Annotated in this window: 16 protein-coding genes; 8 read left to right on the top strand and 8 right to left on the bottom strand. The window is 60.1% G+C overall.

Annotated elements, in window-relative coordinates; genetic code table 11:
- Positions 1-423: 423 nt before the first annotated feature.
- Complete coding sequence (gene lldD / locus B7L72_RS12865) at positions 424-1,584, bottom strand: FMN-dependent L-lactate dehydrogenase LldD (RefSeq protein WP_081137932.1); 1,161 nt, start codon at positions 1,582-1,584, stop codon at positions 424-426.
- 319 nt (positions 1,585-1,903) lie between these two features.
- Here lldD and B7L72_RS12870 point away from each other — a divergent pair, with 319 nt between their 5' ends.
- Genes B7L72_RS12870 through B7L72_RS12880 form a run of 3 tightly spaced genes read left to right on the top strand, consistent with a single transcriptional unit; the run spans position 1,904 to position 5,956 of the window.
- Positions 1,904-2,674 (top strand): GntR family transcriptional regulator, encoded by a 771-nt coding sequence (locus B7L72_RS12870; RefSeq protein WP_081137930.1) that lies wholly within the window; start codon positions 1,904-1,906, stop codon positions 2,672-2,674.
- Positions 2,671-4,581, top strand: coding sequence for an ATP-binding protein (locus B7L72_RS12875; protein ID WP_081194848.1), 1,911 nt, complete (start codon positions 2,671-2,673; stop codon positions 4,579-4,581). Before B7L72_RS12870 ends, B7L72_RS12875 begins: the two co-directional genes overlap by 4 nt.
- Positions 4,574-5,956 (top strand): sigma-54-dependent transcriptional regulator, encoded by a 1,383-nt coding sequence (locus B7L72_RS12880; RefSeq protein ID WP_016915674.1) that lies wholly within the window; start codon positions 4,574-4,576, stop codon positions 5,954-5,956. The genes B7L72_RS12875 and B7L72_RS12880 overlap by 8 nt, the downstream gene beginning before the upstream one ends.
- Here B7L72_RS12880 and B7L72_RS12885 read toward each other — a convergent pair.
- The 3 genes from B7L72_RS12885 to B7L72_RS12895 all read right to left on the bottom strand — a co-directional run bounded on the left by B7L72_RS12885 (position 5,932) and on the right by B7L72_RS12895 (position 8,617).
- A complete protein-coding gene (locus B7L72_RS12885; RefSeq protein ID WP_081137927.1) occupies positions 5,932-6,603 on the bottom strand; it encodes a metal-dependent hydrolase in 672 nt (223 codons plus the stop codon). The genes B7L72_RS12880 and B7L72_RS12885 overlap by 25 nt on opposite strands.
- 96 nt (positions 6,604-6,699) lie before the next feature.
- Positions 6,700-7,245: a gamma carbonic anhydrase family protein gene (locus B7L72_RS12890; RefSeq protein ID WP_081137925.1), complete on the bottom strand. Its 546-nt coding sequence runs from the start codon at positions 7,243-7,245 to the stop codon at positions 6,700-6,702.
- A gap of 31 nt (positions 7,246-7,276) precedes the next feature.
- Positions 7,277-8,617 (bottom strand): sodium-dependent transporter, encoded by a 1,341-nt coding sequence (locus B7L72_RS12895; RefSeq protein WP_016915671.1) that lies wholly within the window; start codon positions 8,615-8,617, stop codon positions 7,277-7,279.
- Between the two features lie 177 nt (positions 8,618-8,794).
- Here B7L72_RS12895 and prlC point away from each other — a divergent pair, with 177 nt between their 5' ends.
- The 4 genes from prlC to B7L72_RS12915 all read left to right on the top strand — a co-directional run bounded on the left by prlC (position 8,795) and on the right by B7L72_RS12915 (position 14,728).
- Complete coding sequence (gene prlC, locus B7L72_RS12900; RefSeq protein WP_016915670.1) at positions 8,795-10,843, top strand: oligopeptidase A; 2,049 nt, start codon at positions 8,795-8,797, stop codon at positions 10,841-10,843.
- A 54-nt stretch (positions 10,844-10,897) separates the two neighbouring features.
- Positions 10,898-11,146 (top strand): YheV family putative zinc ribbon protein, encoded by a 249-nt coding sequence (locus B7L72_RS12905; RefSeq protein ID WP_081194850.1) that lies wholly within the window; start codon positions 10,898-10,900, stop codon positions 11,144-11,146.
- Between the two features lie 262 nt (positions 11,147-11,408).
- The gene (locus B7L72_RS12910; RefSeq protein WP_081194852.1) at positions 11,409-12,401 is read left to right on the top strand and encodes a TAXI family TRAP transporter solute-binding subunit; all 993 of its coding nucleotides are present in this window, start codon (positions 11,409-11,411) and stop codon (positions 12,399-12,401) included.
- A gap of 125 nt (positions 12,402-12,526) precedes the next feature.
- Positions 12,527-14,728 (top strand): TRAP transporter permease, encoded by a 2,202-nt coding sequence (locus B7L72_RS12915; protein ID WP_081194854.1) that lies wholly within the window; start codon positions 12,527-12,529, stop codon positions 14,726-14,728.
- A 43-nt stretch (positions 14,729-14,771) separates the two neighbouring features.
- Here the strand turns inward: B7L72_RS12915 and B7L72_RS12920 are convergent, their stop codons facing one another.
- Together B7L72_RS12920 and metF are read right to left on the bottom strand one after the other, a co-directional pair.
- Positions 14,772-15,989, bottom strand: a complete 1,218-nt coding sequence (locus B7L72_RS12920) for an SLC13 family permease (protein WP_081194856.1) — start codon at positions 15,987-15,989, stop codon at positions 14,772-14,774.
- 173 nt (positions 15,990-16,162) lie between these two features.
- Positions 16,163-17,002, bottom strand: a complete 840-nt coding sequence (gene metF / locus B7L72_RS12925; RefSeq protein WP_016915665.1) for a methylenetetrahydrofolate reductase [NAD(P)H] — start codon at positions 17,000-17,002, stop codon at positions 16,163-16,165.
- Positions 17,003-17,142: 140 nt separating this feature from the next.
- On the opposite strand from metF, the gene B7L72_RS12930 reads away from it, so the two are divergent.
- Entirely contained in the window at positions 17,143-18,078 is a 936-nt protein-coding gene (locus B7L72_RS12930) for an AEC family transporter (protein ID WP_081194858.1), read from the top strand.
- Here B7L72_RS12930 and ligB read toward each other — a convergent pair.
- Positions 18,075-19,754, bottom strand: a complete 1,680-nt coding sequence (gene ligB / locus B7L72_RS12935; protein WP_081194860.1) for an NAD-dependent DNA ligase LigB — start codon at positions 19,752-19,754, stop codon at positions 18,075-18,077. The two genes, B7L72_RS12930 and ligB, sit on opposite strands and share 4 nt — an antisense overlap.
- A gap of 173 nt (positions 19,755-19,927) precedes the next feature.
- On the bottom strand, positions 19,928-21,148 hold the full coding sequence (metK, locus tag B7L72_RS12940) for a methionine adenosyltransferase (protein WP_016915659.1): 1,221 nt from the start codon (positions 21,146-21,148) through the stop codon (positions 19,928-19,930).
- Positions 21,149-21,231 lie beyond the last annotated feature (83 nt).

Genomic DNA, 21,231 nt, shown 5'->3' on the forward strand with positions numbered 1-21,231 from the left:
TATCTTCGTGTTCGCTTGCCTTGATATTAGGTGATGATTCACCCTCATCGGCAAGCGCCCACATGAATTACCTGATCAAATTGTTAAAGAGCAACTTTCTTGAGTCCGCTGCGACGGGCTCGGTGACCTGAACCGTATTGCCTCAGCGAGGAAGGCGTATTCTACGCATTCCGTGGTGTTTGTCAAGGGCTGTTTTCAGCGCGTGAAGCGAGCGATCAATCCAACCAGCAGATGACGCTAACTTCCTGACAAACCGAAGGTTTTTCAACCTTCTTCACCGCTGGTAACGCTTGGCGTCCCCGGCAGCGGATGCGTACTTTACGGATTCGCTGCCGGGTTGGCAAGGGCTTTTGTAAAATAATTTCACGCCTTGCAGTCGCACACCTATATACCGTCTCTACTATCAGGCAGCACCGCCTGCTTTTACTCTTGCAACAGTACCTGCTGAGCATTAGACACCAGTGACTGGGAGCCGAGTTCAGCAATGGTGCGCGCCCCGGTCAACGTCATGGCAACGCGCATTTCTTTTTCAAATAACTCGAGAAGATGGGTCACGCCAGCCTCTCCCGCTGTCGCCAGCGCATAGATGAATGCTCGGCCAATCAGCACCGTATCCGCTCCCATGGCAATCATTCTGACGACATCCAGGCCACTGCGCACGCCAGAGTCCGCCAGAATCGCTAGATCTCCTTTGACCGCATCTGCAATGGCGGGTAGCGCCCGAGCCGTGGACGGCACGCCGTCCAGCTGACGGCCGCCATGGTTGGATACCACGATACCATCTGCGCCAAATCGCACCGCATCCCGCGCATCTTCCGCATCAAGAATGCCCTTGATGATCATGGGCCCATCCCACTGCTCTCGAATCCACTCCAGATCTTTCCAGGAGATAGAAGGATCGAAGTTATCGCCCAGCCAGGCAATGTAATCCTCGAGCTCGGTTGGCTTGCCGCGATAGTCGGACACATTTCCCAGGTCATGGGGGCGGCCATTGACACCCACGTCCCAAGCCCACAGGGGATGCAGTGCCGCTTGCAGAATACGCCGTGCTGGGCCGTGCTTGCCGCTCATGCCGGAGTGGGCATCACGATAACGCGCCCCAGGTACCGGCATATCCACGGTAAAAACGAGCGTCTTTACGCCCGCTTCCTTGGCACGATCCAGCACATGCTTCATGAACCCACGGTCTTTCAGCACGTAGAGCTGAAACCAGATGGGCCGGTCGACCGCTGCCGCCACTTCGGCAATCGGGCAAACCGATACGGTCGACAGGGTAAAGGGCACCCCTTTCTTACTGGCCGCGCGGGCTGCCTGCACCTCGCCCCGCCGAGCATACATACCTGCCAGCCCTACCGGCGCCAGCGCCAACGGCATCGCAAGCTTTTCACCAAACAGCTCGGTTTCCAGAGAAAGCGAGGACATGTCCTTCAGCACCCGCTGACGTAGCGCAACATCACGCAGGTCATCCACGTTGCGACGCAGGGTGTGCTCTGCGTACGACCCTCCATCCGCATAATGAAAGAGGAAAGGGGGAAGGCGACGCTTGGCAGCCCGGCGATAGTCCGTGGAGGCAGAAATGATCATGGAGCACCCTATGGAGAGATTGCACTGTTGTTGTCACGTCAGCAAAAAGCCATGCCTACATGCTCTTGCTTACCCACGACGCATGAGTATGCCAGCGCTCTAGCGTATTAATTGGTTTTACCAATTTACAAAAAAAACAGAAACAACATTAGATAGGCCGATCTTGTGTGTCAAACACAAAACGTGCAATTAGCCCATGGTGCCCACCATACTTTAGTTCAAAGCGCTGCTTTCTTATTGGAATGGCATGCTACGGACGCTTGAGCGGAACATTTAAATTGATTACCCTTGGTCTTACCAATTATTGGAGCTACTGTTCATGTCTTACCCGCCGCTCCGCCAACAGCGCCTTGCCGATGTGATTACCGAACGCCTTGAAGGCATGATTCTGGAAGGAAGCTTGAAACCCGGGCAGCGCTTGCCCCCTGAAAGAGAGCTGGCTGAGCGTTTTGGTGTTTCTCGCCCTTCCTTGCGAGAAGCCATTCAGAAATTGGCTGCCCGCGGATTACTGAGCAGTCGCCAAGGCGGCGGCACCTTTGTCAACGAGACGCTCAACAGCGGCTATACCGACCCCTTGCTGGAAATGCTTTCCCGCCACAAGGAATTTCACCTGGATCTGCTGGAGTTTCGCGATGCCATGGAGGGCATATCGGCCTACTATGCTGCACTGCGCTCGACACCCGCCGACAAAGCCGTGCTGATACAGCGCTTCGAGGAGCTGGACGGCGGTTTCGTCGGCGCCGACCCTGCACAGGAAGCCAAGCTGGACGCCGCGTTTCATTTGGCGATTGCCGAAGCAGCGCACAATGTCCTGCTCTTGCACACCATTCGCGGTATCTTCCATCTCCTGGAGCAGAGTATCGTGGATAATCTGGCGCACCTGTTTGCCAAGCCAGACTCCCGCTCACAGTTGATGAAGCAGCACCGAGCGCTGCTCGATGCCATCCTGGAGGGCCGCGCAGAAGACGCCCGAGCCCGCGCTCACGAACACCTGGTGTATGTGGAAGAGGGGCTACTCGAAATGGCCCGTGCGGAGACCCGCGCTCAGCGCGCATTACGCCGTGCCCAGGGCACGCGCACCTCCGCATGAGCCGCTCTCCCGGCCCACGTTGGCGGCTTGCCTGGCTGCTGATCCTGCCGGTGGGGCTTGCGCTGTGCATGTGGCAGGCCGCCCAGCTAGCCCGCGAGCAGGCGCTTGCCAATCTGCGCGACGACGCTGAAAACGAGCTGCGCCTATCAGCAGCCAACTTGACGGGCTACCTATCCCGTTATGATTACCTGCCCCAAATGCTCTCTACCCGAGAAGGCATCCAGCGTTACCTGGCCGCGCCTGAAGGTCAGGACCCCATGTCGCTGAACCTGCTATTGGACCGTTTTCGGTTTACAGCGGGCGTGTCGGACGTTTATCTGCTGGATCGCGACGCCTACACCATTGCGGCCAGCAACTGGCATCGCCCCAATACTTTCATTGGCCATAACTACGCCTTCCGCAGTTATTACACCGATGCCATTGCCGGTGGGCAGGGGCGTTTTTACGGTCTGGGTACGCAGTCGCTGGAGCGGGGATACTTCTTTTCTGCCCCCGTGTGGCTGGACGATACCTCACCCGACGCCACACCGGATGGCGTGCTGGTCATCAAGGTGCTGCTCGATGAGGTCGAAGAGAGCTGGGCACAGCAAGATGCGGAGCTGTTTGTCACGGACAGCGACTCGATCATTTTCATGGCCAGCCAACCCGAGCTGCGCATGAATGCGCTCTACCCCCTCAACGAAGCGCAGCGCGAAAGCCTTCGCGCAACGCGTCGCTATGCCATCGAGCCGCTCGACCCCTCCGGCATTGAGGTAGAGGCCCCCTATGGCCCCGACAGCTACCTTGTCAGCTTTACCCATGGCCCGCTGCAGGGAGAGCGCTACCTCAGCTTGACGAGACCGCTACCGGAATTTGGCTGGCAGATGCATATTCTCAAGCCATTGAACTCGGTGATCAGCGCCCAATGGGTGGCCGCCTTGATGGCAGGAGGCCTCTATGGCGTCGTTGCACTGGGCGCAGGCATCGGCTGGCAACGTTTACGGCTACGCCGAGAGCGGGAAGCCTTTGCCGAACGTGAACGACAGACTCTGGCGCGCGCGCGCGATGAGCTGGAAGCCAGCGTGGAGCGTCGAACACGCGATCTGGTGGCCAGCAATCAACGCCTTTCCGATGAAATCGAAGAGCGCCGTCGGGCAGAAGCCAATCTTCAGCAAACCCAGAACGAGTTGATACAAGCCGCCAAGCTGGCCGTGTTGGGCCAACTGGCCGCAGGCATCAATCATGAGCTCAATCAGCCGCTGGCCGCTATTCGCGCCTATGCTGAAAACGCGCGCCGTTTCATCGAATTGACGCGCATCGAGCAAGCCGATGCCAATCTGGCGCAAATCGTCGAGCTGACCCAGCGCATGGCAGATATCAGTGCCCAGCTACGCCAGTTTTCTCGCAAAAGCAGCGAGCGCCACGAAACCATTTCTGTCCAGGCCTGCATCGAGTACGCCCTGCGTCTGTTTCACAGCCGACTACGCGATGGCAGTATCCAGGTGACGCCTCAATGGCCCGCCGAAACCCTGTGGGTAGAGGGAGACCTGGTGCGCCTGGAACAGGTCATCGTCAACCTGATTGGCAATGCCATCCAGGCGATGAAAGACGTCGCCCAGCCCACCCTTACGCTGCGGGCCGAGGCCACGTCTGACCAAGTGCGAATTCATGTCATCGACAACGGCCCCGGTATCGCCGAGCACCATGTGTCGCGGATCTTCGAGCCCTTTTTCACTACCAAAGCGCCGGGCAGCGGCCTGGGGCTAGGACTTTCCATCTCATCGCGTATCATGGAGGACTTGGGGGGCAAGCTACAGGCCACCAACCGGGCCGAGGGAGGCGCGTGCTTCACGATCTCCCTACCGCGCACCATCGTGTCGCCCCTAGGCGAGCAGCATAGAATAACGGAGAACAATAACCATGCATGAACCGTCGACACTGCCGGTCATGGTGATCGACGACGAGCCACATCTGCGTATCACCGCGAGCCAGACCCTGGAGCTGGCCGGCTACACTCCCTACTGCTTCGAATCCGCAGAGCAAGCCTTGGCGGCGCTGCCCGACGACTTCCCAGGCGTCATCGTCAGCGACATCCGCATGCCCGGCATGGATGGCATGGCCCTGCTGCATGAGCTTCACCATCGCGATGCCACCCTGCCGATCATACTGATCACTGGCCATGGCGACATCTCGACGGCGGTGGAAGCAATGCGCGCCGGTGCCTGGGATTTTCTGGAAAAGCCTTTTGCGGGCGATCAGCTGCTGGACGTCGTGAGACGCGGCATCGAAAAGCGCCAGCTAAGCCTGGAAAACCTGCGCCTGAAAGCCGAGCTCGAAGTCCAGCACGCAGCGCTCGGGCCTCGCCTGGTAGGCCGCACGCCGGTCATTTCGCGCCTGGCGGCCATGATCCAGCGCATCAGCCAGGTAGAGGCCGATGTCTTGCTGTTTGGCGAAACCGGCACAGGGAAAGATCTGGTGGCCCGCGCGATCCATGAACGCAGCGCTCGTCGCAATAGCCCCTTCATGGCGATCAACTGCGGCGCCGTGCCGGAAAACACCATCGAATCAGAGCTGTTTGGGCACGAAAAAGGCGCTTTCACAGGGGCCGTGGAGCGGCGTATCGGCAAGTTCGAGCATGCCAACGGCGGCACAGTGTTTCTGGATGAGATCGAGTCCATGCCCATGGCACTGCAGGTCAAACTGCTGCGCGTACTGCAGGAGCGCAGCGTCGAACGCCTGGGAGCCAATGAAGCCGTACCGCTCGATATTCGCGTGATTGCCGCCACCAAGGTAGATCTCAAAGTGGCGGCCGACGACGGGCTGTTTCGCGAAGACCTCTACTACCGCCTCAATGTGGTCACCCTGCCCCTGCCCGCCCTGCGCGAACGGCGAGAAGACATCCCGCTCCTTTTTCAGCACTTTGCCGTGGTCGCCGCCAACCGTAGCGGGCTGGAAGCGCCAACGCTGGACAGCCCGGCCATTGCCGCCCTGCTGGCCCACGACTGGCCAGGCAACGTGCGCGAGCTGCGCAACCTTGCCGAACGTTACGTTTTGCTGGGTGCCGCGTTCGACTATCGGCTGGACGCCTTGCTGGAAGGTGTCGCCGCAGACACCCATGAACCCACGCTACCGCGCCAGGTAGAGCTGTTCGAAAAGAGCCTGATCAGCCAGTCACTGGCGCGTCACCACGGCCGCGTAACGGAAGTGTGTCGCCACCTGGGCATCCCGCGCAAGACGTTCTACGACAAGCTCAAAAAGCATGGCCTGAGCGCTGACGATTACCGCCACAGCAGTGACCCTTGACGCATCAGTTCCAGCAGCACTCCCCAGGGCGGCACCCAGGGCACCAGCACCAGCATGGCAATGAGCATCAAAAGATTAGAGAGAGGACGTCGGCTGTCGCCCAACTTGAGCGCCGTACCAAACGAGCGCTTCAGCCGCGCCCCCTCCAGATCGACACTGAACAGCTCATCCAGTCCCAGGTGGATGATAAACCCCACCAGTACCGCGGCACCGTGCGACCAGGCCAACCAGGCGGGCTGCGCTAGCAGATGGTAGCTGAGCGCCGCCGTCGCCAGGGCGCACAACCCCGCCGCCATTAACGAGTGCCAGATCCCTCGGTGAACGGTCAATCTGGAGAAGAGAATCGCGGCCAGGTAGCGCACTGAAAAATAGATACCGCCGCAGGCCACCAGCAGCAGTCCAGGCGTCAACCAGGGCTGCAGCATCAACACCCCCAATACCAGGGTAGGCACCGACAACAGATTGAAAATCAGACGGATAGAGCGGGAACGGTCTGCGTCTATGTCGGGCAGGATGCCACCGAAGGCCACCAGCGCAATGATCAGCAAGGATTGCGACGCGGGCCACCACTGCGCTTGCCAGCCCATATAGGCCATGAGCGTACCGCCTGCGGCGGCCACGGTAATGTGCGTGCGAAAGTTGGCCATGTCGTGGCACTCTGAAAAACTGGATAAATTACCAGATTATCGAAGACTACAACACGGCCTGATATAAAAAAAGCTGCCGTTTACCAAAGGTTTAGGCTAACCACGTTGCTGTGCTAGAAACTCGTCCTTCAATTTGACGTAGTTGCCTGCCGTATAGGGGAAAAAGGCCCGCTCCTGCTCTTTCAAAGGCCGCAACGGCTTGGCAGGATTGCCCGCATATACATGGCCACTTTCCAGCCGTTTGCCCGGTGTCACCACCGCTCCCGCCGCAATGATCACCTCGTCCTCCACCACCGCGCCATCCATGACGATGGCGCCCATGCCCACCAGAATGCGGTTACCCAACGTGCAGCCGTGAAGAATGGCCTTGTGACCGATGGTGACATCGTCACCAATCGTCAAAGGAAAGCCCTCCGGGTTGAAATCGCTGGCGTGGGTGATATGCAGCACGCTGCCATCCTGCACGCTGGTGCGCGCCCCGATAGTGATCCTGTGCATATCGCCACGGATCACGCTCATGGGCCATACCGAGCAGTCGTCGCCCAGAGTGACGTTGCCGATCACGACACTGGCCGGGTCGATATAGACACGCTCGCCCAGCGTAGGGGAGTGTGCGTGAAACGCGCGTAAGGCATTGCTCATGAAGACTCTCCTGTTAGTGACACAAGAACCACTATAGCAATCCACCCAGCAGGACGATGAAGGTCAGCGGAATGGAGACCCAACGGACCAGACGTTGCCAAAGCAGGAAGCCTCGCTCACCCACGCCCAGGGTGCGCATCACCAAGGGCTGTGGCATTACCCAGGCCGCGAAGATAGCAATCAGCAATCCTCCCATGGGCAGGAAGATGTCCGGGGGGATACTGCTGACCAGCTCGAACACGTTGCGCCCAAACAGCGGTCTAAACTCCGCCAGGTGAGAAAAGGAGAAGGCCGACAGCAGCCCCAGCAGCCAGACACTGATCGCCACGACAGCCGTAGAAACGCTGCGCCGCCAGCCAAGGCCCTGCAGCGTGGCCACCATGGGCTCCGCCAGATTGATGGCTGACGTCCACGTCGCGAGCAGCAGCAGCAAAAAGAACACGCTCAGCCACAAGGAACCCCAGGGCAACTCGGAGAAGGCAATGGGCAGGGTCACGAACATCAGTCCCGGCCCGTCCGCCGGGTCCATCCCTTGGGCAAACACTACTGAAAAGATCGCAATACCCGCCAGCAGCGCCACGCTGATATCCAGCACGGCCACCGCACAAGCGGCTTTCGGCAGGCTCTGTTCATCCGGCATATAGGCCCCGTAGGCCATCAACGCACACGCCCCTACGGCCAGGGTGAAAAAAGCGTGTCCCATGGCATGCAGCACCACCGACGCGGTGACGTTTTCGAAAGACGGCATGAACAGCCAGTGCAGCGCCGCCCCAAAGCCGCTGGTGGTCATGGCGTAGAGGGCTAATAGCACCAACAGGCCATAGAGCACCGGCATCAAGAGATTATTGAGCCGCTCCAGGCCTTTCGCGACGCCAGCCGCCACCACCGTCATGGTCATGAACAGGAACAGTGAATGGTTGAAAATCAGCAGGCCTGGATTGGCCAGAAAGGCGTCAAAGCCAGCGCCAATCTCGGCGGCACTGGCCCCGTCAAAGTTGCCATTGATGGAGGCCACCAGAAACTCGATCGACCAGCCAGACACCACGGAATAAAACGACAGAATGCAAAACACCGTCAGCGCACCGAACAGCCCCAGCCAGCGCCAGTGGGGCGAGGCACCCGCCTGTGTGGCCAGTACGCTCAGTGACTGCATGGGGCCTCGACGGCCAGCGCGGCCAATGAGTATTTCCGCCATCATCACGGGCAGGCCCAGCAACAGGACAAACGCCACGTAAATCAGCAAGAAGGCCGCCCCGCCGTTTTCCCCGGCCACATAGGGAAACCGCCAAATATTGCCAAGCCCTACCGCGGCACCGGTCACCGCGAGAATAAAGGCACGCTTCGACCCCCAACGCTCCAGCGTTTCACTCATCTTCTGCTCCTGCCTTGGTGGCACTCGATTCGACGTATCAAAAGGCGGCAAGACTAGCAGGCGCATGCCTCCAGGCCAATGCCGCCATTGAAACTGACCTCGGCTGCCCGCACTGTGTCATTATCCACGGACGCTTTACGCGCCCGCATGAACCAACCTGCCGCCATAGAGGTGCCTATGTCCCGCAACCCGTTGCTAGAGAGCCATGAGCTCCCCCCTTTCGCCGACATTCGTGCCGAACACGTGGTGCCCGCGGTAGAACAACTGCTCAATGAGGGTCGCGACGCCATCGAGCGCCTTGCCCAACAAGCCGCTCATCAACCGCCTACCTGGGACAACTTTGCCGCGCCCATGGAAGCCGTGAACGACCGCCTGTCTCAGGCCTGGTCGCCGGTGTTGCACCTCAACAGCACCATGAACAGCCCGGAACTGCGTGACGCCTATCAGGCCTGTTTGGAGAAGCTGTCGGCCTTTGGCACTTGGGTAGGCCAACATGAAGGGCTCTTCAAGGGCTGGCAGGCGCTCAAGGAAGGTCCTGCCTGGCACGACCTGAGCACCGCCCAACGGCGCACCGTTGATAATGCGCTGCGCGACTTCCGCTTGGCGGGCGTGGACCTTCCAGCCGACAAGAAGGCGCGTTACGGCGACATTCAAGCGCGTCTCTCCACGCTGTCCAATCAGTTTTCCAACCATGTGCTGGATGCCACACAGGCATGGCACAAGGACATCACTGACCCTGCGCTGCTGGCAGGCGTGCCGGAAAGTGCTCTGGAAACGCTGAAAGCACTGGCAGAGGCCAAAGGCGCAGAGGGTTACCGCATCACGCTCGACTTCCCCAGCTTCTTTCCGATCGTCAGCTATGCCGACAACCGTGAACTGCGCGAGGAAGTGTATACCGCCTTTGTGACGCGCGCCTCAAACCAGGGCCCTAAAGCAGGCCAGTTTGATAACGCCCCCATTCTGGAAGAGACGCTGGCCCTGCGCCAGGAGCTGGCCCGCCTGCTCGGCTTCGATACTTACGCCGACTACTCGCTGGTTACCAAGATGGCCGACTCCCCCGCCCAGGTACTCGACTTTCTCGAAGACCTGGCCCAGCGTGCCAAGCCGCAAGCTCAGCAGGAGTTTGCCGAGCTCAGCGCCTACGCCCGTGATGAGCTCGGGCTCGACACGCTGCAGCCATGGGATGTCGCCTATGCCAGTGAAAAGCTGCGCGTGGCTCGCCATGACCTCTCCCAGGAGCAGCTACGCCCCTACTTTCCCGCCCCCCACGTGGTCAACGGGTTGTTTCAAGTCATCGAGCGCCTCTACAACGTGCAGGTAGCGGAAGATACCAGCGTGGCCAGCTATCATGACGATGTGCGGTTTTTCAGAATTACCGAGCAAGGCAAGCCGATTGCGGGGTTCTACCTCGACCTTTACGCCCGGGAGGGCAAACGCGGAGGCGCCTGGATGGCGGACTGCCGAGTACGCCGCCAGACAGAACACGGCCTGCAACTGCCGGTCGCCTTCCTGACCTGTAATTTCACCGCCCCGGTGGGCGGCAAACCTGCCTTGCTGACCCACGACGAAGTCACAACGCTGTTCCACGAGTTCGGCCACGGCTTGCACCACATGCTGACCAAGCAGGACATCGCCGATGTTTCCGGCATCAACGGCGTGGCCTGGGACGCGGTCGAACTGCCTAGCCAGTTCATGGAGAACTACTGCTGGGAAAAAGAGGGGCTAGCGCTACTGTCCAGACACGTGGATACCGGCGAACCGCTCCCCGATGCACTGTTCGAGCGTCTCCAGGCGGCCAAGAACTTCCAGTCCGCCATGGGCATGTTGCGCCAGATAGAGTTTTCGCTCTTCGACATGCGCCTGCACCATGAATTGGAAGCTCCCAGCGCCGACGACGTACAAGGCCTGCTGGACGACGTACGCCGCCACACCTCAGTGGTTCCCGTGGTGCCCTTCAATCGCTTCCAGAACAGCTTTAGCCACATCTTTGCAGGGGGCTATGCGGCGGGATATTACAGCTACAAGTGGGCCGAAGTGCTCTCCGCCGACGCCTGGAGCGCCTTCGAAGAAGCGGGTATTTTTGACCCTGCCACCGGCCAGCGCTTCAAGGAAGAGATCCTTGAACAGGGCGGCGCCCGCGATGCTGCCGAGCTATTCGTCGCGTTTCGTGGTCGCGAGCCCAGTGTGGCTCCGCTGCTGCGCCACAGCGGTATCCGCGCTGCCTAATCCACTCTTAATCTCTACGCGGTAGCTCTGCTGCCGCGTCTCGGGAGTCCTGTCATGTCGAGTATCAAACGCTTTATTGCCGGGGTTACATGCCCCCGCTGCGCCGCCATGGACCGTATTCGCGCCTGGGAGCAGCATGGCATTCGCTACCGTGAATGCGTCAACTGTGATTTCTTCGAGCAGCTGCCGATCGAGGATGAAACATCGCCAGAGCTGGTGACTCGAGTCAATCAGGTACGCGATGAGCAAAAAGTACAGGATGTACAGCCAGTGCGTATCCTGGATCCCGGCAAACCGAAGTAGCGACGCCCAGGAGTCATCTTTCTCTCCAAAATGTGCGGAAAACCGCACGCTATTTCCATGAATCCGTGCGTAAAGCCATCCATAAAGCGTCGAGCGCCTTTCAACCAAAGTTGAATAAGATATCCATAAGCGATTGTATTCAAATAAAAACAAAGCCATTGGCACGACAATCGCTCTACATAAGCTGCTTATTAGAACGAGCACTGGCCATACTCTCGATATGCCAGACGATAATCCCAATAACAGCTTAGGAAATCTCGCCATGCGTAATATGATGCCCAAGTCTCTTGCCCTGCTGGCTGGCGGCGCGCTGGTTGCTGCGACCACCGCCCATGCGGAAGTTGATCGTGACGGCTGGCCCTCCAGCTTTACCGTAGGTACTGCCAGCCAGGGCGGCACCTTCTACATCTACGGTTCTGGCTGGGCGAACCTGCTGGCCGACCAGTTGGGCGGCATTACCGGCGGTGGTGAAGTCACCGGTGGTCCGACGCAGAACCTGGCACTGGTTCACGCGGGTGAGCTGGCCTTCGGCCTGACCACACTGGGCCCTGCAGATGACGCCATGAACGGTCGTAGCCCGCTGGCACCGGGTGTCGTCATGGATAACGCCTGTGCCCTGTTCCCGATGTACGAGACGCCATTCTCCATCACCGCACTGGCCAGCACCGGCATTACCTCCATTTCCGAGATTCCGGACGGCTCGCGCATTGGTTTTGGCCCCGCAGGCTCTACCTCTGACGTTTACTTCCCTGCCATCCTCGAAGAGCTGGGCGTCAATTTCGAGCGCCGTAACGGCGGCTGGTCTGACCTGGGCGGTCAGTTGCAGGATGGACTGCTGGACGTCGTTGCCTTTGCAGCGGGCGTACCGATCCCGGCCGTTAGCCAGTTGGAAGTTCAAACCAACGTCAACATCATCGAGTTCACCGAAGAAGAGCAGGCCACCATTGTCGACGCCTTCCCGGTTTCTGAATTCATGATTCCGGCCAGCACCTACGAAACGCTGGAAGAAGATGCTCGCGCCGTTTCCATGTGGAACTTCGCCATTGCCGGCTGTGATCTGCCCGACAGCCTGGTGTATGAAGTCACGCGCATCACCATGGAAAACAACGACCGCATGGTATCCATCCACCGCAGTGCTGAAGAGAGCATTCCCGAGAACGTCAAGTACAACACGGTCATGCCTTTCCACCCCGGTGCTGCCCGCTGGTTCAATGAAAACGGCTATGAGATAGCCGACGACATGATTCGCCAATAAGCGCGGATGTGCCAGCACAAGAGCCGACTCTTTACAGGGTCGGCTCTTGTCGCTCTGGCCATGAATAAGCAATTCCTGAATTACCCAAGCATCTTCGCTGACGATCCATCCCAAGGGTAACCTCCATGAGCAACAACACCGGCAGCCCCAACCCGGCTGCACCCGCTAGCGACCCCGTTGAGCAACAGGACGCCAAGGCCATACTCGCCGAAGGTGTCGACGAAGAGGTCGTCGAGTCAAACCGTCGTCTGTTTACCGGCTGGCAGTGGATGCTTTTCGCCGGCGTTGCCATCGCCTACTCGCTGTTTCACCTGATCACGCTGAACGTCCTGCCCATGGAAACATGGACCTACCGGATCATTCACGTGGCAGGCGCCCTGATTCTTGGCTTCGGCCTGTTCACTGGTGCGCGCTTTGCCAGTGACGCCAGCGATGAGTCGCCCAAGTGGCTGACACTGCTGGGAGCCGCGCTGCTACTGCCCGCAGGCTACGCACTGGTGCAAGCCTTCCTGATGTGGCAAGCCCTTTCCGGGGGCGCCATGCGTATCGACCCACAGGTGGAAACCTGGCACTTCGGCTACCCGATGCTGCTCGCCACCGTAGGGGCGATCTTGCTGTCCTGGTTCTATCGCCTGGAGCGCTCCAAATTCTCCATGCCTGACCTGGTGCTGATGATCGTCGCACTGGCCAGCGCGGGTTATCTGATCACGGTTTACAATACGCCACTGCGTATGTCCACGGGCACCTCTTTTGCCCCGGTTGGCATTACCTACGCCGCCATGGCCGGTTCGCTGCTGATTCTGGAGCTGACCCGCCGCGTAGCAGGTAACGCGCTGGTCGTCATTTCTGCCATTTTTCTGGCCTATGTGTTTGGCGGCCCTTACCTGCCAGGCTTCCTGAGTTACCCGGGCCTGTCGGTCAACCGCTTCTTCAGCCAGCTCTACACCGATATCGGGGTGCTCGGGCAAACGACGGCGGTCTCCTCCACTTACATCATTCTGTTCATTATTTTTGCAGCGTTCCTGCAAGCCTCGAAAGTGGGCGACTACTTCGTCAACTTCGCCTTTGCCGCTGCAGGGCGCTCGCGGGGCGGTCCGGCCAAGGTGTCGATTTTCGCTTCTGGCCTGATGGGCATGATCAACGGCACCTCCGCAGGCAACGTGGTATCCACCGGCTCTCTGACCATCCCGTTGATGAAAAAGGTAGGTTATCCGGGCCGTAGCGCAGGGGCGATCGAAGCCGCTGCTTCCACCGGCGGCCAGATCATGCCCCCGATCATGGGTGCGGGTGCCTTCATCATGGCGGAAATCACCGGCATCCCCTATCGCGAGATTGCCGTTGCCGCGCTGATTCCGGCCGCGCTGTACTTCCTGTCGGTCTATTTCATGGTCGACCTGGAAGCTGCGAAGAAAGGCATGCGCGGTATGCGCAAGGATGAAATCCCGCAGTTCCGCAAACTGGCCCGTCACGCGTACCTGTTTGCGCCGATCATCATCCTGATCTATGCCCTGTTCATGGGGTACTCGGTCATCCGTGCGGGCACCCTGGCCACGGCTGCGGCTGCCGTGGTGAGCTGGATTTCACCCAACAAGATGGGCATTCGTGAAATTCTCAAGGCCCTGCAGCTGGCAGGCACCATGTCGATCCAGATCATCGCCGTGTGTGCCTGTGCAGGCCTGATCGTGGGCGTCATTTCCCTGACCGGCGTGGGCGCACGTTTCTCGTCGCTGCTGCTGGGCATGGCGGGCGTGAGCCAACTGTTGGCCCTGTTCTTCGCCATGTGTATCTCGATTCTGCTGGGGATGGGCATGCCCACCACGGCGGCCTATGCCGTGGCGGCTTCCGTCGTGGCGCCTGGCCTGATCAACATCGGCATTCAGCCGCTGATTGCGCACTTCTTCGTCTTCTACTTTGCCGTCATGTCGGCGATCACCCCGCCCGTGGCACTGGCCTCTTATGCCGCTGCCGGTATTTCCGGCGATAACGCCATGCAAACCTCCATTACCTCGTTCAAGGTAGGGTTGGCGGCCTTTATCGTACCGTTCATGTTCTTCTATAGCCCGGCCATGCTGATGGAAGGCACACCGATGCAGATCGTTCGCGTCGCCATTACGGCGTCGATCGGTATCTTCATGCTGTCAGCCACGGTACAAGCATGGTTCTTTGGCTCGATCCAGGCATGGCAGCGTTTGGTGCTGATGATCGGCGCGCTGTTCCTGATCTACGGCGGTATCTTCACCGACATTGCTGGACTGGGTATCGGTGCCGCCATGTTCCTGATGCAGCGCAAGCTGCACGGGCCGAAACCGGCCCCCACCGCAGCCTGACAGGCTATCAACGCAGGCCGACTCCCAGGAGTCGGCTTTTTTGTCAGCGCACGCCTAGTGCAAACCACCCACCCGCCACCAGCATCGATAACAGCGTCACTGGAATACCGGCCTTGGCAAAGGTGAGAAAGCCAAGGTGAACGCCCTGCCGCCTGGCCCCCTCTGCCACGATCAGATTCACCACACTGCCAATCAGCAGCAAATTACCCGCCAACGTCGACATGACCGCCAGCATGACCAGCGTGGCCTCGGGCAGTTGCGGGAACAGCCCCAGTAGCAAGATCACAAAAGGTACGTTACCGATCACGTTGCTGGCCACCAGCGATATCCCGGCCATGTGCCATGGGTCATCCGGCACACCTCCCGACCCCAGCCACTGGTTGACCAATACCCCCGCTTCCGGCAAGGAAGCGACACTGCCGGTGACAATGAAGAGCCCCATGAACAGCAGCAACAGGTTCCAGTCCACCGCCTGCACATATCGGTGGCTGGCGACTTGGCGCGACATCATCAATACCAGCGCTACCGCGAGCGCCGACCATTCGCGAGGCAGCGGGGTCGAGAACAGGACCAGCAGCGCCATGGCTGCCAGCAGCGGTTTATAACGCAGGCTTTCCTGGGACACGCTCAGCGGCATAGGTGCCGCCCCTGGCTCGTTCAACACCCAGCGGTGACGCCACATGGCCCAGATGACGGCGTAGGTGATGCCCAGTGCGGCAACGGCAGGCACCAGCGCCTGCAGGCTGTAGGCCCAAAAATCGAGCCCGCCGACCTGCCCAATGAGAATGTTCTGCGGATTACCGATCAGGCTGGCAGCCGAGCCTGCGTTACACGACAGTGCCAGCGCCAATAAATAGGGGCGAGGATCCAGGCCACGAGCCAACAGCGCCTGACAGAGCAGCGGCGTCATCGCAAAGGCCACGATGTCATTGACCAGCAGTGCCGACAGCACACCACCCAGCAGCACGACGCCCAGCAACAGGACGCTGGGACGCTCGGCGTGGCGCATGATCAGCGCAGACAAACGCCCGTAGACGCCGGAAAAGCCGAACTGTGCCGATACCAGCATCAGCGCCAGCAGCAACACCAGGGCACCTACATCGATATGCTGACCAACGTCCGCCAGGCTCACGGTGCCGGTCAACAGCAGTACACAGGCTGCAGAGAGCGCTATCCAGGCACGGTCCATCTGCAAACCGGGTAGCCGGCCCACGGCCATTCCCACATAGGTCACTGCGAACATGGCAGCTATCAGCCACATCGTTTCCTGCTCCCGTCACGGTTCAATGAGCAGGCATCATACGGTGGTTAGCCATGCCTTGCCCACTCTCCAAGCCGGGCCTTCCACGCGCGGCGCCTGTCGCACCCCCATCAAAAAAACCGACCTGCGCCAGAGGACGCAGGTCGGTTCTCATGGATCACATCGGCAACAGGTCAGGTGAGATTATCGACGATCTTCATGACCGGCGCGGCCTGGTTGAGCGTATAGAAGTGCAGCCCCGGCGCGCCACCATCCAGCAGGCGCTCGCACAGGCGCGTCACCACCTCGGTGCCAAAGGCCGCGATAGCCTCGCTGTCATCGCCATAGGCTTCCAGCTGCTTGCGAATCCAGCGGGGGATTTCGGCACCGCAGGCATCGGAAAAGCGCGCCAGCTTGGTGTAGTTGGTGATGGGCATGATGCCGGGAATGATCGGCTGCTCGACACCCAGCGCCCGCGCTTTGTCCACGAAGTGGAAGTAGGCATCGGCGGTAAAGAAGTACTGGGTAATCGCCATATTGGCGCCCGCGTTCATCTTGCGGGCAAAGTTTTCCACATCCTTGTCGAGGCTGGGAGCCTGTGGATGAGATTCTGGATAGGCCGCCACGGCGATATCGAAGTGATCACCGGTTTCGGCACGGATGAACTCGACCAGCTCGTTGGCGTAGCGCAGCTCGCCGATACTGCCCATGCCGGACGGCATATCGCCACGTAGCGCCACCAGGCTATCCACGCCTTCCGACTGATACTGGGCCAGCAGGTCACGTAGCTGGGCTTTCTCGCTGCCGATACAGGAAAGGTGCGGGGCGGTGGTAATACCGCTCTCACTCACGGTACGCACGATATCGCGGGTACGCGCCTGCGTGGACCCGCCAGCCCCGTAGGTCACCGAGAAGAAACGAGGGTTACATGCGGCCAGCTCATCGCGCACGTGAATCAGCTTCTCCCGGCCGGCATCGGTATTGGGCGGAAAAAACTCGAAGCTGATACCTAACGGATGTTCCTGGCTGCTCATGGTGTATCCTCGCAGTACAACAAAGTGATCATTATGTGAGGTATTCTCGCTGCTTACCCGCGTGGCGGCTAATGAAAGATTTCACGCACGATCTTCAATTCGGCTCATGTTGTTCGGCAGACAAAATTCAAGGAGGAGAAATGGATTTAGCACCCGCTACGTTGATGGGGCCACTGTTGATGCTACTGGGCTATGTCGGGTTAGGGTTCCTTGCGGCCCAGCGGCTCAAGATCGACCCTCGCCCGATTGCCACGCTGCTGGTCTATCTCATTGCTCCCCTGACGATTTTCCGCTCGCTGATGAACGGCGGCCCCACGGCAGCCTATCTGACCCTGTCGCTGGCCATGTTTCTGCTGGTCAGCGCCATGGCGCTGCTGGTACATCGCTTGACCCGCCATCGCTTCGGCCCCCAGGAGGGTGCTCTGCTGGCCTTTTCCTCCGGCACCGGCAACACCGGCTATTTCGGCCTGCCCGTGGCGCTGATCTTGCTGCCGCCGGAGGGCGTCACGCTGTACCTGTTCTGCATGCTGGGGATCAACCTGTATGAATTTACCGTGGGCTTTTACCTGAGCGCGCGAGGGCACTTCTCAGTGCGCCAGAGTCTGATCAAGATTGCCCGCCTGCCGCTGGTCTATGCCTTCCTGCTGGCCCTGCTGCTCAGCTCGCTGGGTGTAGTGCTCCCCGAGCCCATGATGAACTCGCTGGCCGTCTTTCCCGCCACGTACACTCTGCTGGGCATGATGATCATTGGCATGACACTCAGCCAGGTGACGCTGGCCGCCTGGGATACGCGCTTCGTGGCAGCCTGCGTGGGGCTGCGCTACGTTCTGTGGCCACTGGTCATGGTCGGTGCCGTGCTGGTGCTGCAACAGCTGACGCCGCTGGCACCGGAGCTGGCCATGGCGCTGCTATTGCTGGGAGTGGTACCGATGGCCTCCAATGTGGTGGTCGTGGCCATGGAGCTGGGCATTCAGCCCCAAAAAGGCGCCCTGGCCGTGTTGACCACGACGCTATTGGCGCCACTGCTGATCCCGTTCTATCTGGGGATGATGCTCTACCTGACCGGGCTGGCCTAGAAGCCCTCCACACCCGCCTGCTGAAGCTGACGTGCCATCCGCTGAATCTCGGGATGGCCAAAGAACGCCACCAGCGCTTCGGCTCGGACGGGGCCCACCCCAGGCTGGGCCTGCCACTCGGCGCGGGAGAGTCCTTCCAGCGTTGCCCACTCCCCCAGCTCGGCGCTGCCGCCCGACGGTACGCCCAGCGCACGTAACCAGGCGGCATAGGGCGCCTGCCGTGCCGCCGCAAACTGTGCCGCCAGCGAGGCGGCCGTGGCGGGACCAATACCATGGGCCTGTTGCAGCTGCGCCTCCGACAGCGCCAGCCAGCCCAGCAGCTCCGTCACGACCCCAGCACGCATCAAGGCCTGCCAGGTGCCTTCGCCGATGCCACGCATACCTAGCTGATTCCCCAGATAGGTCAAGCGTGCCAATAGCTGGGCATCACAATCTGGGGTCAGCGTCAGGCAACTCAGCAGGTCATAACGCGCTGGCGATGGCACACTGAGCGGCGCCCGCTCAGCACTCTGCCAGACTACGCTGGTGACTTGAGGAATCGTCAGCCCTGCCAGCGTCACGGCGACATGGTCTCCTGGGCGAACATCCCAGGCCTGCCACTGCTCCAGCGACCCTAACGATACACGACGAATGCTGCGCCCTTCCAGGCTCACGGGATACAGCCATAACACGGGCGTCACTCGCCCAGTGCGCCCCACCCGAAACTCGATACCACGCACTTGGGCCAGCGCTTGCTGCGCGGGGTATTTCCAGGCGATGGCCCACTCCGGAGGCGACGCCGACCAGTGACGAATGCCAGGGCGTTCGGCCTGCTTGAGCACCACGCCATCGGTAGCGAAGGGCAGCGGCTCGTTGAACCAGCGCTCGCGCCATTCGGCCGCTTGCTGATGGCCCGCAACCGGGTGCGTGTACTCGGCCGTATCGAACCCCAGTGCCGTCAGTCGCGCCAGCCGCTCCGCCATCTCGGTAGGCCCATCGGGCCAATCCCACACGAACAAGCCTACGCGGGAAAGCGTCGCCTCACTGGGTGCCTGCTGCGCCATGGCCCCGGCCACCGCACCGCGCGCGCCAACCTCGGGAGCTTGCGACTGGATATGCCGATCAAGCTGCCAATAGAGCTCGCCCTGAAACACCGCCGATAGCGGCTCGGGTAGCGAAGCAGGCACATCGGGCAGTTGCCGAACGCGCTCGGTCCAGTTCTGGCCGCGCTCCCCATCGCCGCGGCTGACCGCTTCGACCAATTCCCCTTGCCGATAGCGCAAAGTCACCGCTACACCGTCCACCTTGGGCTGTATCCATAGCCCTTGGCGACGGCTGGTAAAACGCCGCACTCCGGCCTCGTCGGCCTTGTGGAGCCCGGTTTGCGGAGCCGCGTGAGTCACCGTGCCATCGCTACGGGTGGATCGGGTCAGGGGACGGTGGGGCGTGGTGTCGTCCAGACAGGTTTGCCAATGCGCCAGCCTCGCCAGCGCCTGATCGTAAAGCTCATCGGCAATCAGCGACTCACCCGCGTCATGGTAGGCACGGTCCCACAGCGCGATATGCTCGGCCAGCGTCTGGCGCTCTTGAGCAAGGCGCTCCTGTGGCCATGCCGGGCACTCCTCGGCCTGCGCCGTCAGCGCCAGAGCGCACAGGCCACTCAGCCACCCTGCTCTGAATATCCACCGCCACCCCATCGCCGCCCCCTGATGATCAGCAAAACCATCGGTGCCTGCACCACCGCGCTAACTTTAACTTAACTCAAACGTGGCGTGATGCAATGTTACGTTGTTCAGCCAATAGGAAAGAATAAAAACGCCCCCTGATTTTCATCAGGGGGCGCTATCAGGGCAGCGGTATGACCAGGCGTTTACAAACCAGCCGCCTTGCGCAGCGCGTCGGCCTTGTCGGTTTTCTCCCAAGGGAACGCCGTAAACGTCTCGGTATGCTCTTCCCCTTTGTCGTCCGTCCAACGGTAGCTATGCTCGAACGGCTCGCGACCAAAGTGGCCGTAGGCAGAGGTCAGACGATACATCGGGTGCAGCAGATCGAGCATGGTGGTGATCGCGTAGGGGCGCAGATCAAAGTGCTCGCGCACCAGTTCGACGATTTTCGCATCGTCGATCTTGCCTGTGCCGAAGGTGTCGATCGACACGGAGGTGGGCTCTGCCACACCGATGGCGTAAGACACCTGAATCTCGCACTTGTCGGCCAAGCCTGCAGCAACCACGTTCTTCGCCACGTAACGGCCCGCGTAGGCCGCACTGCGGTCTACCTTGGACGGATCCTTGCCCGAGAACGCACCGCCGCCGTGACGGGCCATGCCGCCGTAGGTATCGACGATGATTTTACGCCCCGTCAAACCACAGTCGCCCACTGGGCCACCGATCACGAACTTGCCGGTCGGGTTGATATGGTATTGGGTGTTCGCATCCAGCCACTCTGCGGGAATCACCTGCTCGATGATTTCGCGCTTGACCATCTTGCGCAGGTCTTCCTGGTCGATTTCCGGGTCATGCTGGGTCGACAGCACCACGGCATCCACGCCACAGGGTTGGCCTTCGGCATTGTAGCGGAAGGTGACCTGACTCTTCGCATCAGGACGCAGCCAGGGCAGCAGGCCATGCTTGCGCAGCTCTGCCTGACGCTCGACCAGGCGATGGGAGTAGTGAATAGGGGCCGGCATGAAGGAGTCGGTTTCGTTGGTGGCATAACCGAACATCAAGCCCTGGTCGCCCGCCCCTTGATCTTCGGGTTTGGTGCGATCAACGCCCTGAGCAATATCCACACTCTGTTTGCCGATCAGGTTGATCACGCCACAGGTGGCGCCATCAAAGCCTACCTGTGAGGAGGTATAGCCGATATCGGTGATCACATCACGCACCAGCGCTTCGAGATCAACCCATGCCGAGGTGGTAATTTCACCCGCAATAATGGCAACACCCGTCTTCACCATCGTTTCACAGGCAACACGCGCCTGCTTGTCACGGGCGATAATGGCATCCAGCACCGCATCAGAAATCTGGTCAGCAATCTTGTCAGGATGACCTTCGGAAACGGACTCGGAGGTAAACAGGGAATATTCGCTCATCGCGCACTCGACCCTCTGTATGACGGCTGCTTCGTTATGACCGCAGCATCAGCAGGAAATCATGGCAGGAGGTTCCCTGCCCG

It is taken from the genome of Halomonas sp. BC1, assembly GCF_002078135.1.
In the GTDB taxonomy this organism is placed as follows: Bacteria; Pseudomonadota; Gammaproteobacteria; order Pseudomonadales; family Halomonadaceae; genus Vreelandella; species Vreelandella stevensii.

What these genes read in the sequence shown, in the direction of transcription:
- lldD (WP_081137932.1), bottom strand. Translation starts at nt 1,584, where the DNA reads ATGATCATTTCTGCCTCCACGGACTATCGCCGGGCTGCCAAGCGTCGC.
- B7L72_RS12870 (WP_081137930.1), top strand. Translation starts at nt 1,904, where the DNA reads ATGTCTTACCCGCCGCTCCGCCAACAGCGCCTTGCCGATGTGATTACC.
- B7L72_RS12875 (WP_081194848.1), top strand. Translation starts at nt 2,671, where the DNA reads ATGAGCCGCTCTCCCGGCCCACGTTGGCGGCTTGCCTGGCTGCTGATC.
- B7L72_RS12880 (WP_016915674.1), top strand. Translation starts at nt 4,574, where the DNA reads ATGCATGAACCGTCGACACTGCCGGTCATGGTGATCGACGACGAGCCA.
- B7L72_RS12885 (WP_081137927.1), bottom strand. Translation starts at nt 6,603, where the DNA reads ATGGCCAACTTTCGCACGCACATTACCGTGGCCGCCGCAGGCGGTACG.
- B7L72_RS12890 (WP_081137925.1), bottom strand. Translation starts at nt 7,245, where the DNA reads ATGAGCAATGCCTTACGCGCGTTTCACGCACACTCCCCTACGCTGGGC.
- B7L72_RS12895 (WP_016915671.1), bottom strand. Translation starts at nt 8,617, where the DNA reads ATGAGTGAAACGCTGGAGCGTTGGGGGTCGAAGCGTGCCTTTATTCTC.
- prlC (WP_016915670.1), top strand. Translation starts at nt 8,795, where the DNA reads ATGTCCCGCAACCCGTTGCTAGAGAGCCATGAGCTCCCCCCTTTCGCC.
- B7L72_RS12905 (WP_081194850.1), top strand. Translation starts at nt 10,898, where the DNA reads ATGTCGAGTATCAAACGCTTTATTGCCGGGGTTACATGCCCCCGCTGC.
- B7L72_RS12910 (WP_081194852.1), top strand. Translation starts at nt 11,409, where the DNA reads ATGCGTAATATGATGCCCAAGTCTCTTGCCCTGCTGGCTGGCGGCGCG.
- B7L72_RS12915 (WP_081194854.1), top strand. Translation starts at nt 12,527, where the DNA reads ATGAGCAACAACACCGGCAGCCCCAACCCGGCTGCACCCGCTAGCGAC.
- B7L72_RS12920 (WP_081194856.1), bottom strand. Translation starts at nt 15,989, where the DNA reads ATGTGGCTGATAGCTGCCATGTTCGCAGTGACCTATGTGGGAATGGCC.
- metF (WP_016915665.1), bottom strand. Translation starts at nt 17,002, where the DNA reads ATGAGCAGCCAGGAACATCCGTTAGGTATCAGCTTCGAGTTTTTTCCG.
- B7L72_RS12930 (WP_081194858.1), top strand. Translation starts at nt 17,143, where the DNA reads ATGGATTTAGCACCCGCTACGTTGATGGGGCCACTGTTGATGCTACTG.
- ligB (WP_081194860.1), bottom strand. Translation starts at nt 19,754, where the DNA reads ATGGGGTGGCGGTGGATATTCAGAGCAGGGTGGCTGAGTGGCCTGTGC.
- metK (WP_016915659.1), bottom strand. Translation starts at nt 21,148, where the DNA reads ATGAGCGAATATTCCCTGTTTACCTCCGAGTCCGTTTCCGAAGGTCAT.